At 70.2% G+C, this 16,667-nt stretch carries 15 protein-coding genes; 3 read left to right on the top strand and 12 right to left on the bottom strand.

The genetic code is table 11. The annotated features are described in order from the left end of the window. Nucleotides 1-49 precede the first annotated feature (49 nt). The gene (locus tag ACWCOV_RS32980; RefSeq protein ID WP_449833256.1) at nt 50-583 is read right to left on the bottom strand and encodes a TetR/AcrR family transcriptional regulator; all 534 of its coding nucleotides are present in this window, start codon (nt 581-583) and stop codon (nt 50-52) included. Continuing rightward, nucleotides 580-2,010, bottom strand: a complete 1,431-nt coding sequence (locus tag ACWCOV_RS32985; protein WP_449833257.1) for an MFS transporter — start codon at nt 2,008-2,010, stop codon at nt 580-582. Before ACWCOV_RS32985 ends, ACWCOV_RS32980 begins: the two co-directional genes overlap by 4 nt. Before the next feature lie 132 nt (nt 2,011-2,142). Here ACWCOV_RS32985 and ACWCOV_RS32990 point away from each other — a divergent pair, with 132 nt between their 5' ends. Continuing rightward, on the top strand, nt 2,143-2,982 hold the full coding sequence (locus tag ACWCOV_RS32990; RefSeq protein ID WP_449833258.1) for an NAD-dependent epimerase/dehydratase family protein: 840 nt from the start codon (nt 2,143-2,145) through the stop codon (nt 2,980-2,982). On the opposite strand, the gene ACWCOV_RS32995 is transcribed toward ACWCOV_RS32990, so the two are convergent. From ACWCOV_RS32995 to ACWCOV_RS33005, 3 genes are all read right to left on the bottom strand, one after another. Beyond that, nucleotides 2,932-4,191 (bottom strand): MFS transporter, encoded by a 1,260-nt coding sequence (locus ACWCOV_RS32995; RefSeq protein ID WP_449833259.1) that lies wholly within the window; start codon nt 4,189-4,191, stop codon nt 2,932-2,934. The two genes, ACWCOV_RS32990 and ACWCOV_RS32995, sit on opposite strands and share 51 nt — an antisense overlap. A gap of 153 nt (nt 4,192-4,344) precedes the next feature. Beyond that, complete coding sequence (locus ACWCOV_RS33000) at nt 4,345-5,685, bottom strand: S1C family serine protease (RefSeq protein WP_449833260.1); 1,341 nt, start codon at nt 5,683-5,685, stop codon at nt 4,345-4,347. 209 nt (nt 5,686-5,894) lie between these two features. Then, nucleotides 5,895-6,455: a TetR family transcriptional regulator gene (locus ACWCOV_RS33005; protein WP_449833261.1), complete on the bottom strand. Its 561-nt coding sequence runs from the start codon at nt 6,453-6,455 to the stop codon at nt 5,895-5,897. A gap of 52 nt (nt 6,456-6,507) precedes the next feature. Here ACWCOV_RS33005 and ACWCOV_RS33010 point away from each other — a divergent pair, with 52 nt between their 5' ends. Beyond that, nucleotides 6,508-7,335, top strand: coding sequence for an oxidoreductase (locus ACWCOV_RS33010; RefSeq protein WP_449833262.1), 828 nt, complete (start codon nt 6,508-6,510; stop codon nt 7,333-7,335). Here ACWCOV_RS33010 and ACWCOV_RS33015 read toward each other — a convergent pair. Together ACWCOV_RS33015 and ACWCOV_RS33020 are read right to left on the bottom strand one after the other, a co-directional pair. Then, the gene (locus ACWCOV_RS33015; protein WP_449833263.1) at nt 7,329-8,159 is read right to left on the bottom strand and encodes an alpha/beta fold hydrolase; all 831 of its coding nucleotides are present in this window, start codon (nt 8,157-8,159) and stop codon (nt 7,329-7,331) included. The genes ACWCOV_RS33010 and ACWCOV_RS33015 overlap by 7 nt on opposite strands. A gap of 9 nt (nt 8,160-8,168) precedes the next feature. After that, nucleotides 8,169-9,116 carry a helix-turn-helix transcriptional regulator gene (locus ACWCOV_RS33020; protein WP_449833264.1) on the bottom strand — a complete coding sequence of 316 codons (948 nt, stop codon included), beginning with the start codon at nt 9,114-9,116 and terminating at the stop codon, nt 8,169-8,171. 61 nt (nt 9,117-9,177) lie between these two features. Between ACWCOV_RS33020 and ACWCOV_RS33025 the strand changes: the two genes are divergently transcribed. After that, a complete protein-coding gene (locus ACWCOV_RS33025) occupies nt 9,178-10,320 on the top strand; it encodes an epoxide hydrolase family protein (RefSeq protein ID WP_449833265.1) in 1,143 nt (380 codons plus the stop codon). Between the two features lie 3 nt (nt 10,321-10,323). Here ACWCOV_RS33025 and ACWCOV_RS33030 read toward each other — a convergent pair whose 3' ends face one another. The 5 genes from ACWCOV_RS33030 to ACWCOV_RS33050 form a co-directional block, all read right to left on the bottom strand. Then, nucleotides 10,324-11,232, bottom strand: a complete 909-nt coding sequence (locus ACWCOV_RS33030) for a ribonuclease Z (protein ID WP_449833266.1) — start codon at nt 11,230-11,232, stop codon at nt 10,324-10,326. 14 nt (nt 11,233-11,246) lie between these two features. Then, nucleotides 11,247-13,505, bottom strand: a complete 2,259-nt coding sequence (locus tag ACWCOV_RS33035; RefSeq protein WP_449833267.1) for an aminotransferase class III-fold pyridoxal phosphate-dependent enzyme — start codon at nt 13,503-13,505, stop codon at nt 11,247-11,249. 14 nt (nt 13,506-13,519) lie between these two features. Further along, nucleotides 13,520-14,182 carry an MBL fold metallo-hydrolase gene (locus ACWCOV_RS33040; RefSeq protein ID WP_449833268.1) on the bottom strand — a complete coding sequence of 221 codons (663 nt, stop codon included), beginning with the start codon at nt 14,180-14,182 and terminating at the stop codon, nt 13,520-13,522. Nucleotides 14,183-14,255: 73 nt separating this feature from the next. Beyond that, nucleotides 14,256-15,581, bottom strand: a complete 1,326-nt coding sequence (locus ACWCOV_RS33045) for a metallopeptidase TldD-related protein (RefSeq protein ID WP_449833269.1) — start codon at nt 15,579-15,581, stop codon at nt 14,256-14,258. Beyond that, on the bottom strand, nt 15,578-16,667 hold a 1,090-nt coding region (locus ACWCOV_RS33050; RefSeq protein ID WP_449833270.1), incomplete at its 5' end, for a TldD/PmbA family protein. The genes ACWCOV_RS33050 and ACWCOV_RS33045, both read right to left, overlap by 4 nt.

The raw sequence follows: 16,667 nt of genomic DNA on the forward strand, positions 1-16,667 counted from the left end.
CACACCGCGTGAACAGGGTCCCTGCCCACCTAGTGAGACTGCTGTTCAATCAGTGGATGAGCGCCTGGATCCCCGGAGCGAACAGGTCCGCGATGGTCTCCGGGTCCGCCGTCGTACTCGGGCCGGTCTTGTCGATCGACATCACCGCGCCGAGTCCGAGCAGCTGCGCGGTGATCAGCTCGGCCCGCAGGCCGGCGTCGGCGCCGTTCAGCCGGGCGGTGAACGCGCTGGTCACCTGGTCGCGGAAATGCTCACGGATCAGCGCCCGTTCGTCGCCGCTGCCGGCCGCGAAGATCACCCGGACGAGCAGGTCCAGGCCGTTCTCGCGCCGGTAGTTCACCAGCGTCAGCACCGCGTGCCGGCCGAGCTCGCCGTCGGGCGCGTCGAGCAGCAGCTGCGCGGCCTCGCTGAAGTCCGCGACCTTCTCGAACAGCGCTTCCTTGCTGCCGAAGTGCTTGACGATCAGGGCCGCGCTGACGTTCGCGTCGGCGGCGATCCCACGCAACGTGACCGAGTTGTACGGCTGCAGCGCGAACGCCCGCCGCGCCGCCCGGAGAATCGTGATCCGCCCGGGGTCCGTCACGTCGTGCCCACCGGGCTCTCCAGGTGCACCGGCGCCTGCCGCCGGGCCGGGATCAGCAGCACCAACCCGGCCGCGACCGCCGCGGCCAGCCCGGCGACCACGAAGACGATCAGGTACGCCGACAGCGCGGGCGCAACCAGGTTCTCCTTGGTGATCGTCACGTTGGTCAGCACCGTCACGACGATCGCGCTGCAGATCGCAGCCCCGATCGTGCGCATCAGCGTGTTCAGTCCGTTCGCCGCGGCCGTTTCGGTCACGGGCACAGCATGCATGATCAGGGCCGGAAGTGCCGAGTAGGCGACCGCGGTTCCGGCCGAGACCACGGTCGCGCCGACCACGATCCCGGCCAGGTTCTCGCTGGTGAACAGCCGGACGACGTACCCGGCGGCCATCAGCACCGACGCGATCGCGAGGGTGAACCGCGGACCGCGGGCGGACGAGATCCGCGCGGACACCGGCGACAGCACGACCATCGCGAGACCGCCCGGCAGCAGGCACAGACCGCTGACCACGATCGACGCGCCGAGCCCGTACCCGGTCCACTTCGGCTCCTGCACGAGCTGCGCGGTCGACAGCGAGTTGGCGTAGAACGAGAACCCGATCAGCAGCGCGGACAGGTTGGTGAACAGTACGGCGGGCCGCGCGGACACCCGCAGATCGACAAGTGGGCTCCTGGTCCGGAGCTCGAACCAGCCCCACAACGGGAGGACGGCCGCGGCGGCGACGTACAGGCCGATCGTCGCGGTCGGACCCCACGCGCTGCCCTTGGAGACCGCCAGCAGCAGGCAGACGAGGAACACGCTGAGGCCGAACGCACCCGGGACGTCGAACCGGCCGCGAGTCCGCACCGCCGACTCGGGCACGATCAGCAGCACCAGCACGATGTCCAGCAGGCCGATGCCGAAGTTGACCCAGAACATCGTGTGCCAGTTCGAGTACTGCACCACCAGCGTCGCCGCTGGGATGCCGAACGCCGCGCCGACACCCAGCGTCGAGCTCATGATCGCGATCGACGGCAGCACCCGGCGCGGCTCGAGCTCGTCGCGCAGGATGCTGATCCCGAGCGGCACGACGGCCACCGCGGCGCCCTGGAACGCACGGCCGACGATCAGCACGGCCAGCTGCGCACTGCTTGCGCACAGCAACGACCCGATCACCATCGAGCCGAGCGCGACCAGCAGCACCCGGCGCTTGCCGTACATGTCGCCGGCCCGGCCGAGCAACGGCGTGAACACCGCGCCGGTGAGCAGCGTCACGGTGACCAGCCAGCTGACGTCGGCTGGCTCGCTGTGGGTGATTCGCGGCAGCTCCGGCAGCAGCGGAACGACGATCGTCTGGCTGATCGAGACCAGCACGCCGCAGAACGCGAGGGCGGCCAGCACGAGACGCGGACGAGCAGGGCGGACGGTCGACGGGCTGGCGCTCACGCGGTGTCCTCACGATGGTGAACAGCTGTTTACTTTCGCCTCAGCCTAAACCCGCGCCGCCGAAGTGGCCCATGGAATTGATCACACACTGGCCCCCGGCCGCCGGACGGCGCTCGCCTAGCGTGGGGCACCATGCGGATCTTTCTCGCCGGCGCGACCGGAGCGATCGGGCGCCTGCTGGTGCCACTGCTGCTCGCCGAAGGTCACGAGGTCACCGCCCTCACCCGTCGCGATCCGTCCACGCTCCACGGCGTGACCGCTGTCCATGGGGACGTGTACGACGCCGCGCGCCTGCGCGAGGTGGTCGCGGCGGCCCGGCCGAACGTGGTCATGCACCAACTGACCGACCTGGCGTCCCGCGACTTCGCGGCGAACGCGCGGATCCGGCGAGTCGGCACCCGCAACCTCGTCGACGCCGCGCTGGCCGCGGGAGCCGGGCGAGTGATCACGCAGAGCATCTCGTGGGCCTACGAGGGCGGCGACGAGCCGGCCGTCGAGTCGACACCGCTGGACCTCGCCAACCCCGACGACGGTCGCCGTGGAATGGTCGAGGCCGTGGCGGAACTGGAGGCCATGACCGCCGAGGCGCCGGAGTGGGTGGTGCTGCGGTACGGGATGTTGTACGGCCCCGGCACCTGGTACACGAAGGGCGGGCTGATGGCGGACCTGGCCGCCGCCGGCAACCTCCCCGCCGGCCCCGACATCACGAGCTTCCTGCATGTCGAGGACGCCGCGATCGCCGCCGTACGGGCTCTGCGGTGGCCGGGCGGACCGGTCAACATCGTCGACGACGACCCGGCTTCTGCATCGACCTGGGCGCCGGTCTTCGCGGCGGCCGTCGGCGCACCGATGCCGTCAGCTACCGATGGGACCCGACCGACCTGGGCTCGCGGCGCCTCGAACGTCCACGCCCGCATGCAGCTAGCGTGGACGCCGACTCAGCCGACGTGGCGCAGCGGCTTCGCGAACTAGCAACAACACGCAGGCGATCACGCCGAGAACCAGGGTTGCGAGACCTGATACGCCGAGCGTTCCACGCGGACCCAGGGCGGTGGTGAGCGGGCCGCCGAGGGCAGTGCCGAGCGGTGCCGCAGTCAGGAGGACCGAGCTCCGGGCAGCGAGTACGGCGGCCAGGTGCCGCGGCGGGGACTTCGCCTGGACCAGGGTCACGGACAGCGGTACGAATGGGCCGTAGATCGCGCCACCGAGCATGAAGCAGACAACGGTCACGGCGATCGGGACGTCGAAGGCGAACGGCAGGAGCAGCAGACCCCAGAGCACGACGATGGCCACCGTCACCGGCCAGAGCGGGAGCTCGCGCAGTGCGCCGATGGTGAGGCCGCCGAGGACAGCGCCGATGCCGAACAGCATCCAGTAGAGGCCGAGCAGCGTGCCCGGTGCGTTCAGGTCGTTGGTCACGTGCAGCGGCAGCGCGACCTCGACCGGCCCGTAGAGGAAGTTGAAGAACCAGGTGAGCGCCAGCAGGCCGAGCAGCTCGGGATGCGAGCGAATGAAGGCGAATCCACCGCGGGCAGCCGGCTCCTCCGGATCGGCCGTGACGGGCTGCGAGTCCGGCAGTCGCGTGCTCACCACGATCAACGCCAGGAACAACCAGGACAGCGCATCCAGGCCGATCACCAGGGCGGAGCTCACGTAGGTCACCAGCACCCCGGCGACGGCCGGACCTGCGATCGTGGCCGCGAAGTTGATCGAACTGACCAGAGTGTTCGCGGCAAGCCGCTGCTCCTCGGGCAGCACCTCGGCCATCAGCGTGTACATGCCCGCACTCCCCCACGCGTGCAGCAACGACGACCCCGCGAGCACCACGACGAGCAGCGGAGGTGTCAGCACTCCGGCGAACCAGGCGAGAGGTACGACGGCCAGGAACACCCCACGCACGACGGTGTCGGCAAGCAACACCCGCTTGGCCGGAAGCCGGCGGAGCCGGCGGCCGAACACCAGCGCGCCGACAACACCCGGCAAGGTGTACGCCGCCACCGCGCCGCCGACCCACAGACCTTCGGTCGCCGCCGGCGCGAGCTCGATGGCGAGCCAGGCCACCGCGACGAAGCTCATCCCGTCGCCGAGGAACGAGACCGCGAAGCCGACGATGAGCCGCCGAAGCACCCGGTGGGAAAGCACTGGGCGGTACGCGGCGGGGACGAGCTGCCGGATGACCATGGCACTCACGCTAGAGGCGCCGTACAGTCCGGGGCTTCTCTATTCCTGACAGGTGTGGGCGCAAAAGAGATCGGGCCCGGACGCCTCGTGAGGGGAGGTAGGAGGCGCCGGGCCCGATCGGTCGGTCCGCTTCAGCGGGGGGTAGCGCTGGTGTCAGCGGACCGGGCCTGTGATGAGTTCGATGGTTGCCTTGTGCCGCTGTCCGGTCTGGTCGACCCAGCCGACCTCGACCTTGTCGCCGGGGTGGTGCCGGTTCAGCAGCGTCGAGAGGGTGTCGGGCGACTCGACGGTCTCGCCGCCGAAGGTGGTGATCACGTCACCGGCCTCGAGGCCGGCCTCGTCCGCCTTGCCGTTGGCGAGCACGTCGCCGACCACGGCGCCGGTGGTGTCCGCGTTCGGGACCACCGAGACTCCGAGCATCGCCGACTCGCCGATGTGCACGGTGTCCGACGCCTTGCCGTCCTGGATCTGGTCGGCGATGGCCATCGCCTCGTTGATCGGGATCGCGAAGCCCTGCGCGGTGCTCTGGCCCTGGCCGTTGCCGCCGTTCCCGTTGCCGTTGCCGTTGCCCGATCCGTCGCCGAACGGGTTGCCGTTCCCCGATCCGTCGCCGAACGGGTTGCCGTCGCCGAAGCCGTTGCCGCCGAATCCTGGGTCGCCGAAGCCGTTGCCGTCCGCGGTCGTGGTCGCCGTACCACCCGCCGACGCGAGGGTCGCGGTCGCCGCGGCGGTGCTCGCCGCCGCCTGCCCCGGCCGGCCGGCGCCGCCGTTGTTGCCGCCCGAGCCGGCCGTGTCGACGCCGATCACCTCGCCGGCCGCGTTCGCCAGCGGTCCGCCCGAGTCACCGGCCTGGATGTTGGCGTCGGTCTGGATCAGGCCGGTCAGGTTCTCCGGGTCCTGGCCGTTCTCGTCGGTCGCCGTGATCGACTGGTTCAGCCCGGTCACGGTGCCCGGCGCGTAGCTCGGCGTCCCGCCGACACCGCCGGCGTTGCCGATCCCGACCACCTGGTCGCCGACCGCGACCTTGTCCGAGTCGCCGATCTTGGCGGTCTGCAGCCCGGAGGCGTCCTTCAGCTTCAGTACGGCGACGTCGTGGTCCTCGTCGTACCCGACCACACTCGCGGTGTACGTCTTCCCGTTGCCGATGTCGGTCACCGAGATCGACGTCGCGCCCTCGATCACGTGGTGGTTCGTCAGCACCTCACCGTCGGAGCTGAGCACGATCCCGGTTCCGGCGGCCCGGGCGTTCTCGTAGCCGAGCACCGTGTTGACGTCGACCAGCCCGGGCGACACCTTCGCCGCGACGGCGGCCGGGTCCAGCTGCTGCTGCGAGAGCTGCGACGAGTTGGCCGCCCGCTGATCGATGCCCCAGGCAACCGATCCGGCGACCATCGCGACCGCGAGCCCGAGCGCCCCGGCGCCGAGCAGCCGGCGGCCCCGCTTCTTCGGCGGGCGCTGCTGCGGAGGGCCGTAATAGCCTGGGTAGTAAGGCATTCCAGCGTACGGCGGCTGCTGCGGACCCGTCGGCTGCCAGTAACCCGGCTGCCCTGCCCCACCCTGTCCCTGCCATCCCGCGTTGCTGTTCATGTCCCGGTGCCCTCCTCGGCCAGTTCCTTCTGCCTTCGAGTAGAGCGCGCCGAACTGAGAACTCCTTTTGGCGAAGCGATGAGTTCCCTGAGAATCGTCAGTGGCCTGCGCCACACTCACCAGGACGACACGAGTCGCCGGACTGCCTCGACGACCGCGGCGCGGCGGGTGGCTCGGTCGGGCGCGGAGGCGGCGTACTCGGGGTTCATCGAGGACCAACTCGTGGCGACCGCCTGGAGCAGGGCGAGCAACTCGGCAGGCGTGAAATTCGCCGGTACGACGCCGGATCGCTGAGCCTGGTCGAGGTCGGCGAGGCGGCTCTTGTTGACCGCGACGATCGCCTCCAGCGCGCTGCCGTCCGGGCGCTCGAGGCGATACCAGACGTTCAGCCGCTGGTGCTCGGGGTGCTCCTCGAAGTAGTCGAAGACGCGTCCGGCGTACCCGGGCAGGTCGGCGGTGTCGAACCCGACCTCGGCCAGGTAGGTGTCGACGGCGACCGTGTAGACCGCGTCGAAGAGCCCGTCCTTGCTGCCGAAGTACGCGTACAGCATCGCCTTGTTGCAGCCGGCCACCTCGGCGATCCGGTTCACCCGCGCGCCGGCGATCCCACGGGCGGCGAACTCCTCGGTGGCGGCGGCCAGGATCCGGCCCCTGGTCCGGTCGGCGTTCCTCTGCATGTCCCGAGCTTACCCGGGAATACAACCAACCAGTTGGTTGGTTAGCACTGGCATGACCAAAACTTGGCTGATCACAGGCAGTTCCCGCGGTCTAGGCCGCGCCCTGACCGAGGCGGTCCTGGCCGCCGGCGACCGGGTCGTCGCGACCGCCCGCCGACCCGAGCAACTCAAAGACCTCGTCGAGCGGTACGGCGACCAGGTCCGCGCAATCGCGTTGGACGTGACGGATACGGCGGCCGCGCGGTCCGCCGTACAGACCGCTCTCGACGAGTTCGGCGGCCTCGACGTGGTCGCGAACAACGCGGGCTACGCGAACAGCGCCGCGATCGAGCAGACCACCGACGAGGACTTCCGGGCCCAGCTGGAGACGAACCTGTTCGGGCTCGTCAACGTCACCAAGGCCGCGCTGCCGGTCTTCCGGCAGCAGCGCGGCGGCCACTTCCTGCAGTTCTCGTCGATCGGCGGCCGGGCCGGCGGCACGCCGGGGATGGGCGCCTACCAGACCGCGAAGTACGCGGTCGAAGGGTTCTCCCAGGTGCTGAGCAACGAGGTCGCGCCGTTCGGGGTGAAGGTGACGATCGTCGAGCCGGGCGCGTTCCGGACCGACTGGGGCGGCTCGTCGATGACGCTGGCGCCGGTCGACCCGGACTACGACTCGACCGTCGGCGCGATGAACCGCTACCGGCTGGAGACCGACGGTCAGCAGCCCGGCGACCCGGCCAAGGCGGCCCGGGCGATCGTCGGCATCGTTGCCCTCGACAACCCACCGCTGCGGCTGCTGCTCGGCAAGGACGCCCTGCGGCACGCCGACCAGGCCTCCCGCTCCCGCGCCGAGGAAGCCGCGACCTGGGCCCACATCACCACGTCGACGGACTACTGATCCGGATTATCCGCGAGGAAGTCGTCGATCAGGGCGTTGACCTCGGTGGGTGACTCGAGCGCGGCAAGGTGCGCGGACTGCTCGAGGACGACGAACCGCGCGCCGGGGATGGAGTCGGCCATCTCCTCGGTCTCCGCGACCGGGAAGGTGGCGTCCTCGGCGCCCGCGACGACGAGCACCGGCGTCCGGATCCGGCCGAAGAGCGCGCGCTGGTCGGGCCGGCGCGGCACCACGCTCGTGACGGCGTGCCGGCCGGAGGTGATGTCCACCCGGCGGACCGAGTCGTTGACTGCAGCAACGACCTCGGCCTTCTCCTGCTTGGCGGTCGGCCCGAGGAACGCGTCGATCACCGGACGGACCAACGGCCCGCGGACACCCCCGAGGAGCTGGGCGGATCGAGTCAGCACGCCGTACTCGACCTTCTGCCGCAGGCCCGCCGGGGAGGCCGTCGCGTTCATCAGTACGGCGACTCCGATCCGGTCGGGGTGGAGCGCGGCGAACGTGCCGCCGATCATCCCGCCCCAACTGTTGCCGACCAGATGCGCCTTGCCGACACCGAGGTCGTCGAGGATCTGACAGATCACCTGGGCACACTGCTCGAAGCTGAACGGTCCGGTCAGCGCTGCGCTGCCACCGTGACCGGGCGGATCGACCAGGACCACCTGGAACCGGTCGGCGAAGTGCGCGGCCTGCCCGGACCACAGCGTCCCGTCCATCATCAGACTCGGCCAGAACGCCATCGCCGGCCCGGATCCGCCGACCCGCAACCGGATCCGGCCCAGCACCGTGTCGACGTACCGATCCTGCAAGCCGTCGAGAGACATGACCGAACGCTACCCGCCGGCCGGCAGCGCCGCGGTCAGGCGAGCGGTCAGGGTGCGGATCTCGGTGATCAGCTCGGGCGGCGACTCGACTTCGAAGGAGTAGCCGAGCAGACCGATGTAGAGGATGAGCTCCGTGAGGGAGTTGGCGCCGGTGTCGACCTGGGTGGTGTCCGCGGTCAGCGGCGTGAGGGTGGCGACGCTCGGCGACAGGCGGTCCGCGAGCTGCTCGGCCGGGGCGTCGACGCGGAAGCGTGCCTGGAAGCGGTAGCCGCCGGCGGCGACACCGCGGGCGGTGAGGTTCGGATCGGGGACTTCGCGGGGTGTGAAGCGCGGGCCGGTCGGGATCCGTGGCTCCAACCGGTCGAGCCGGAACGTCCGCCAGTCCTCGCGCTCGACGTCCCAGGCGACCAGGTACCACCGGCGTCCGGTGTGCAGCAGCCGATGCGGCTCCGTCGTACGAACGCTCGTCGTCCCGTCATGGCTTCGATAGTCGAAGCGCAGCCGCTGCCGGTCGCGAGATGCCGCGGCCACCGCGAGTAGGACGTCTGGCTGTACGACGGCTGCTCCGGACGGAGTCACGTCAACTGACTGGAGCAGGCTGATGCGATGACGCAACCGGGACGGCAGGACCTGCTCGAGCTTGGTCAGCGCGCGGACCGACGACTCCTCGATCCCCGCCACGTTCCCGGTCGCGGCAGCGCGCAGCCCGATCGCGACCGCGACTGCCTCGTCGTCGTCCAGGAGCAGCGGCGGCAGCGCCGTACCCGATCCGAGCCGGTAGCCCGCCACCCCTGGTACGGCGTCCACCGGGTAGCCGAGGTTGCGCAGCTTGTCGACGTCGCGGCGGACGGTCCGCACATCGACTCCGAGCTCGGTCGCGAGCGCCGCGCCGCTCCACTCGCGGGGGAGCTGCAACAGGGACAGCAGCTTGAGCAGCCGAGCAGAAGTTTCGAGCATGTCCTGATTCTGTCAGCCAGCTAGGACCGAAGCTGTCCTAACCGGGTGACAGAGTCGAGACATGATCAAGCCATTCCGCATCGACATCCCGCAGAGCACCCTCGACGACCTGGCCGCCCGGCTGCGCAACACCCGGCTGCCGGCCCCGCTCCCCGGCGACGACTGGGACACCGGTGTGCCGGTCTCCTGGCTGAGCGGCCTGGTCGACTACTGGCGCGACGAGTACGACTGGCGCCAGGCCGAGGCCGAGCTCAACGCGTACCCGCAGTTCACGACCGAGATCGACGGTCAGCTGATCCACTTCCTGCACGTGAAGTCGCCCGAGCCGGACGCGCTCCCGCTGGTCCTGACGCACGGCTGGCCGGGCTCGATCGTGGAGTTCCTCGACCTGATCGGCCCGCTGACCGACCCGGTCGCGCACGGCGGCGAGGCCCAGGACGCGTTCCATCTCGTCATTCCGTCGCTGCCCGGGTTCGGCTTCTCCGGCCCGGTCCACAAGGGCGGCTGGACGCGGGCCCGGACCGGTCAGGCGTGGGCCGAGCTGATGGAGCAGCTGGGCTACGAGCGGTACGGCGTCCAGGGCGGCGACATCGGCGGCGCGGTCTCCCCCGAGGTGGCCCGGGCGGCGAAGGACAAGGTGGTCGGCGTACACACCAACGGCGGGCCCAACCTGCCGACGTTCCCGCTCAGCGACGAGGAGCTCGCGAGCCTCACTCCGGTGGAGCAGGACCGGATCCGCCGGATCGGCGAGTTCATGCAGAAGGAGTTCGGCTACATCGCGATCCAGTCGACCCGGCCGCAGGCCCTCGCGTACGGGCTGGCCGACTCACCGGTCGGGCAGCTCGCCTGGATCATGGACAAGTTCCGGGCCTGGACCTACCCGATGGAGACGCTGCCCGAGGAGATCATCAGCAAGGACCGGCTGCTCACCAACGTGATGATCTACTGGCTGACCGGCACGGCGGGATCGGCGGCGTACGTCGGGTACGCGCAGGAGCAGCCGTGGGGCGAGACGCGCGAGAACTCCGGTGTGCCGACGGCCGCGCTGGTCCTCGCCCACGACGTCGCGATCCGCCGGTACTCCGAGAAGGACAACAACATCACCCGCTGGACCGACGTCGACCACGGCGGCCACTTCGCCGCGCTCGAGGTCCCCGACCTCCTGCTCGCCGACGTCCGCGAGTTCTTCCGCGAGCTGCGCTGACGGTCAGCGGCGCGGCGGGACCCGGGTCCGGGTCAGGTCGGCCGCGACGACGAGGTCGCCGGAGAACTCTTCGGCGGCTTCGTCGTGGAACGCCTGCGGGTCGAGGTAGCGCTGGGAGAAGTGGGTGAGGACGAGCTTGCGGACCCCGCACTCCTGGGCCACCCGGGCCGCCTGGCGTGCGGTCAGGTGACCGAACCGGCGGGCCAGGGTCGACTCGGCGGACAGGTAGGTGGACTCGATGACGAGCAGGTCGGCGCCGTCGGCGAGTTTGAGCACGTTGTCACAGAGCCGCGTGTCCATGACGAACGCAAACCGCTGACCCGGCCGCGGCTCGCTGACCTGCTCGATCGTGACCGTCCGCCCGTCGACGTCGATCGATCCGGCCGCTTGCAACCGCCCGATCGCCGGGCCGGCGACGCCGTACGCCGCGAGCTTGTCCGGCAGCATCCGCCGGCCGTCCGGCTCGATCAGCTGGTAGCCGAAGGACTCGATCGGGTGCTCGAGGCGGCGGGCCCACAGCTGCCCGAACGGCCCGACCGACAGCAGACCGTCCTCCTCGACGGGCTCCTCCAGCAACTCGGCGCGCTCGTAGAACGAAGCGGCGTACCGCAGCCGGGTGAAATACGTCTGGCCCGACGCCGGGTAGTGCGCCCGAACCGGATGCGGTACGTCGTCCAGCGACAGCCGCTGCACGATGCCCGGCACGCCGAGGCAGTGGTCGCCGTGGAAGTGCGTCACGCAGAGCCGGGTGATCGCGCCGGCCGCGACCCCGGCGTACAGCATCTGGCGCTGCGTGCCCTCGCCCGGATCGAAGAGAAACCCGTCGGTGTCCCAGCGCAGGAAATACCCGTTCTGCGTGCGTTCCCGCGACGGCACCTGGCTTCCGGTGCCCAGCACAACCAGTTCGCGCACGCGCCCAACAGTAGCTAACTCAACGCCTTCTGGAACGCGGTTAAGAACTGCTCCACCTCGGCCGACTCCCAGATCAGCGGCGGGCGGATCTTCAGCACGCCCCCGCCCGGACCGGTGGTTCCGACGAGTACGCCGTACTCCCGCAACCGTTCGGCGAAGTCCACCGCATCGGGTAGCTCCACGCCGACCATCAGTCCTTGGCCGCGGACGTTCGGCACGAGAGCTTCCAGGCCGGCCCGGAGCTCGGCGCCGACCTGGCCGGAGCGCTGGATCAGGCCGGTCTGCTCGATGACGTCGAGCACGGTCAGGGCCGCGACGCACGACACCGGATTGCCGCCGAAGGTGCTGAAGTACTCGTCCACCTCGACGAAGGCCTCCGCGATCTCCCGGCGGGTGATCAGTGCCGCGACCGGGTGCCCGTTGCCCATCGGCTTGCCGAGCGTGACGAAGTCCGGGGTCAGCCCGAAGTCCTGGAACCGCCAGAGGTTCCGTCCGCCGCGGCCGAAGCCGGCCTGCACCTCGTCGGCCAGGAACAACCCACCGGCCGCCCGCGCCTCGTCCTGCAGTCCGCGCATGAACGCGTCGGTCGGGGTAAGGATCCCGGCGCTGCTGAACACGGCGTCGACCGCGAGCAAGGCCAGGTCATGCCCGGCCCGCTGCAGGTCGTCGCGCGCCGCCCGGACGCGCTGCACCGCCGCGGGTCCGTCGTCGGTGAGCTGCCGAGGCGCTTCGAAAACCGCAACATGCGGCGGCCGGGCTTCCGGTGGATACGTGTTCGTCGAGAACGCCGCGGTCGCCTCGCTGACCCCGTGGTAGGAGAGGTCGGCAACGACCGCACCACCCCGCCCGGTCACGACGCGAGCCATCCGCCACGCCAGGTCGTTGGCCTCACTTCCGGAGTTGGCGAACACGCAAGTGTCCAGCCCGTCCGGCATCGACGCCGTCAACCGCTCGGCCAGCTCGACCACGTTGGGATGCAGGTACCGCGAGTTCAGATTGAGTACGGCGGCCTGTCGCGAGATCGCCTGCACGACGGCCGGGTGGGCGTGCCCGACCACCGGAACGTTGTTGTAGGCATCGAGATACCGGCGGCCGTCCGCGGCGTGGATCCAGGCACCCGCGGCCCGCACGACCTGCAACGGCGAGCGGTAGAACAGTGGCGACAGCTCACCACCTAACGCGGTTTGCCGCCGTACCAGCAGGGTCGGGTCGGCGGTCTGGGCGGAACTGACGCGCTTCGTCCCGCAGAGGCTGTGGAAACGGTCGGCAAGGTCACGCGCCGGCACGTCGGTGAGCTCGTCGAGGATGCGCCAGCTGCCCGCGACCAGGCTGGTCAGGTACTCCTCGTTGTCCGGGTAGAGCGGCGCACGCCAGGCCGAGATCAGCACGCTGGCCGCGGAGCGGGCCAGCACGAGTTCGCCGATCAGCTCGACTTCCGTGGGTTCGAGCGGCAGCACTCGCTGGTAGCCGTCGAGGAACCGGCCGGCGTCGCGCCAGAGGTCGTCGGACTCGCGCAGCAGCGACGTCAGGCTGATCGCGAGCTCGGCGACGCGAGCCGTGTGGTGCATGTCGCCGAAGTCGATCACGCCGGTGATGCCGCCGTTCTGCAGCAGCACGTTGCTCAACGTCACGTCACCGTGCAGCACGAACCCGGGCAGCTCGCGCGTCGCCGCGTCAAGGCCTTCGAAGCGGTCGAGCAGGCGATGCGTCGGGACCCGGCGCGTCTCGTCCGGCAGCCGGTCGGCGTACGGACGCAAGGTGGTCACGATCCGCGGGTCCCAGTCGAGTCGCCGGTACGCCGCCGGATGCCCGAAGCCTTGCAGGGCGCGCGTCAGCCGTGCGCTCACCGATCCGAACTCGGTGGCGAACCACTCGGGCAGCGCCATCAGGTCGGCGACCTCGCCGGGCATCACCGTCATCACGCGGACCAGATGCGTCCGCCCGTCCGGGGCTTCGACCGTCACCACCGAGCGGCCGTCGAGACTCGTCAGCACGCGCGGAATCGGCAGGTCGGGGTCGACCTGCTCGACGTGCTGCATCGCGGCGTTCTCCATCGCGATCTGCTTCGGGTCGTCGCCGGTGTTCGACACCTTGACGACCAGCCGCCGGCCGTCGGTGGCGTGTGCGAGGAAGTTGCGGTCCCGTTCGCTGCGCAGGTCGGACACCTCGGCGTCGATCCCGTACTCCGACTGCAGCAACCGCGTCGCGGCGGCCACCCCGACCTCGGGTGGATCCTCCAGCATGCTCGGCGTCCGCTCCGGCGTGGTCTGCACAGCAACTCCTTCGTTCACGGCACCCGGAACCCGAGTGGTGGCGCAGCTCCGACGTACTCGAACCCACGGATCGCGCGGTCATGCCCTGGATACACGACATCGGCGAGCTTGGCGACCCGCTCGACCGACGCGTCCGCCTGCTCCCGCTCGTACGGCCGGCCGGACGCCTTGCGGGCGCGCAGGACAGCCAGCGTCGGTACGGCGTCCGCCGCCAGCACAGTGCCGTCGGACACGAGCAGGCCGATCGAGCCCGGGGTGTGCCCGGGGAGCTCGATCACCGCGACGCCGGGAATCACCTCGTCGCCTTCGCCGGTCTCACGGAGCTTCAGACCGGACAGGATCGCGTTGGCCCAGCGCGGCGTACCGAAGTCGGTCGCGGGCGGGTCGGCGAGGTTGCGCAGCTCGGCAGGGTGGATGAACACCTCGGCGTCGCGGAAGAGGTCCGCGTTCTGTAGGTGGTCCCAATGTCCGTGCGAGACGACGATCTTGGTGATGTCGGCCGGCGCCAGGCCGTGATCCTTCAAGGCGGTCAGCAGGATGCGGCGCCGGCCGACGTGACCGAAGTCGAACAGCACGCGCTCGTCGCCACTCTCGACGAGCAGCACCGAGCAGAAGGCCGGATTGCCCTGGTCCGAGGTCAGGGAGTAGCCGTTGAGCAGGGGGATGACCGAGGGCATGCAGTCTCCGGGTGAGGTGGTGCAGCAGTGCCCCGCGGAGTTATGAGCACGCGTCACGCGGGGCACTGCTGGATCAGGGGAGGACGAGCGGGCCGGCGTCGATCAGGAGCGACGGTACGACGACGCTGTCCATGAAAGTGGTGTCGCCGCACTCCCTGGTGTTGCCGACGGCAAGGACTGCGTTGAGCACGTCGTCCATCCGGAAGGTGAAACGCACTTGCGGGTGCCAGGCGACGACCTCGCCGCCGTCGGCCCAGTAGGTGCCGTCGCGGGTCGTGCCGGTGACCAGGGTCTGCTTGGGGTGCAGGGAGCGGAGGTAGTCGAGGCGGTTCACGACCAGGCCGCTGCCGCACTCTTCGAGGAGCTGCTCATCGGTCGCGCCGCCCGGGGCGAGCAGCAGGTTGGACGGGCTCGGGTCGCCGCCGAACCGCCAGCCGTCGGGTACGGCGTGCCCGGTCGGGACTCCCCCGGTGACCGCTGCGCGGCGGCGGTCGGAGACCACGCCGGTCAGCACACCGTTCTCGATCAGCTGGGTGCGGCGCCGTACGTTGCCCTCGGCATCGAATCCGCTGGGCAGTCCGGCCGCGTCGGCGCCGTCGTCGACCAGGTTGATCAGGTCGCTCACGACTCGCTCCCCCAGCCGGCCGGCCACGGCCGAGCGGCCGGTTGCGTATCCGGTCGCGCCGAGGACGAAGTGCCCGTACGTCGCAATCAGGGTGATGACCGCCTGGGGCTTCAACAGCACGCGGCACGGCCCGTGGTGTGCTTCCTTCGTCGGCAACGGTGTGAGCGCTGCCCGCAACCTCTCCGCGATCTCGCCCACCGGCACCTGGTCAGCGTCCCGATGCATGTACCGCACGCTGACCGAGTTGTCGCCCTTCTTGGCGATCGCCTGAATAGCAGCCTTCGTCAACGTCTCAGCCCGGAACAACCCGTCAGAGTCCGCCACCACCCGATCCAGAACATCGAACCGAATAGCCCCACCCAGCGTCGTCGCCGAGTCCAACCCATCCCGCACCGCCGCAAACCACCGGTGCCTGTCCGCGGGGTCCGCGTGCAGAACAGAGTCGGCCGCAGCCACGTGAGGTGTATCGGTGGAGTGATCCACGGTGGGGGAAGTAGTTGCCGCGGACCCCGGAGGTAGATCGGCGAGGGCGGCGTCCAGGCGGGTGGCGAGGGTGCGGACTGCGCCCGGGTCCAAGGTTTCGAGGGAGCCGGCTACTGTGCGGCCGGCTCGGGTAGTGCGGACCCGGACCCGGAGACGGCGTTCGCTGTGCTGGGCGGTGATCTGGGACTCGGCGTAGCGGAGCAGGTCCGCGTGTTCGCCGAGGACGTCGAGGCGGGTGCCTTCGCCGAGGATCTCGAGGGCCTGCTCGACCTGGGACTGCTGGATGCTCATCGTCCTACCTGCACATTCTGGAAGCGACCTGGGACCGTGCCGTGGCCGACGTGCGCAACCTGCAGCGGCTCACCTTTGTTGCACGACGGGACACCGTGCACCTTCCACTCGTCCGGTCCGCCGAGCGCGTCGAGGCTGGCCCAGAACTGCGGCGTGACGCTCTGGTAGGTGCAGTTCTTCAGCATCCGGCCGAGCTTGCCGTCGCGGATCTCCCAGCCGATCTCGGTGCCGAACCGGAAGTTCATCCGCTGGTCGTCGATCGAGAACCCGCGGTTGGTGTCGACCAGGATGCCGCGCTTGGTGCCGGCGATCATCTCCGCCAGCGAGGACTCCCCCGGCTCCAGGCAGATGTTCGTCATCCGCACCAGCGGCAACCGCTGCCACCCGTCGGCCTTGGCCTGCCCGGTGGACTCCAGGCCCAGCGCCCCGGCCGACTCACGACCGGACATGTACCCGACGAAGATCCCGTCCTTCACCAGTTGCGTCCGCTGCGCGGGCACGCCTTCGTCGTCGTACCCGAAGGAGCCCAGCGCGCCCGGGATCGTCGCGTCGGCGTACGCCGAGACGATGTCCGAGCCCCAGCGGAAGTTCCCCCGCCGTTCGGGGGTCGCGTAGGTGCCGCCGGCCAGGCTGACCTCGGTGCCGAGCGCGCGGTCGGCCTCCATCGGGTGACCGGCGCACTCGTGCAGCACCATCGCCAGTTGGTTGCTACCGGCAATGAGCGTGGTGATCTCGTCCGGGCACTGCGGCGCGGACAGCAGCGCGACCGCCTCGGACGCGATCCGGGCCGCCTCGCGGTCCAGGCCGAGTGAGATGACGTGCTCGTACCCGGCGGTCGCGAAGTCGCCGCGCTGGCCACGGATCTGCCGCGGCACACCTTGCGGGAACGACCGCCGCTGCAGGTCGTCACCGTCGCTGGCGTTGACCATCAGGCCGCCGCCGCTCTCGGTCAGCGTCTGCTCGATCAGCGCGCCGTCGGTGTTCGCGAACACCTTCTCGTCGCGGTAGAAGTCCACCGAGGCCTCGATCTGCTGGACCAGCGGACCAGCGGTCGACGCCTCCTTCACCGCCGCCGCCAGCAGGTCG

Source organism: Kribbella sp. NPDC002412 (assembly GCF_053592935.1).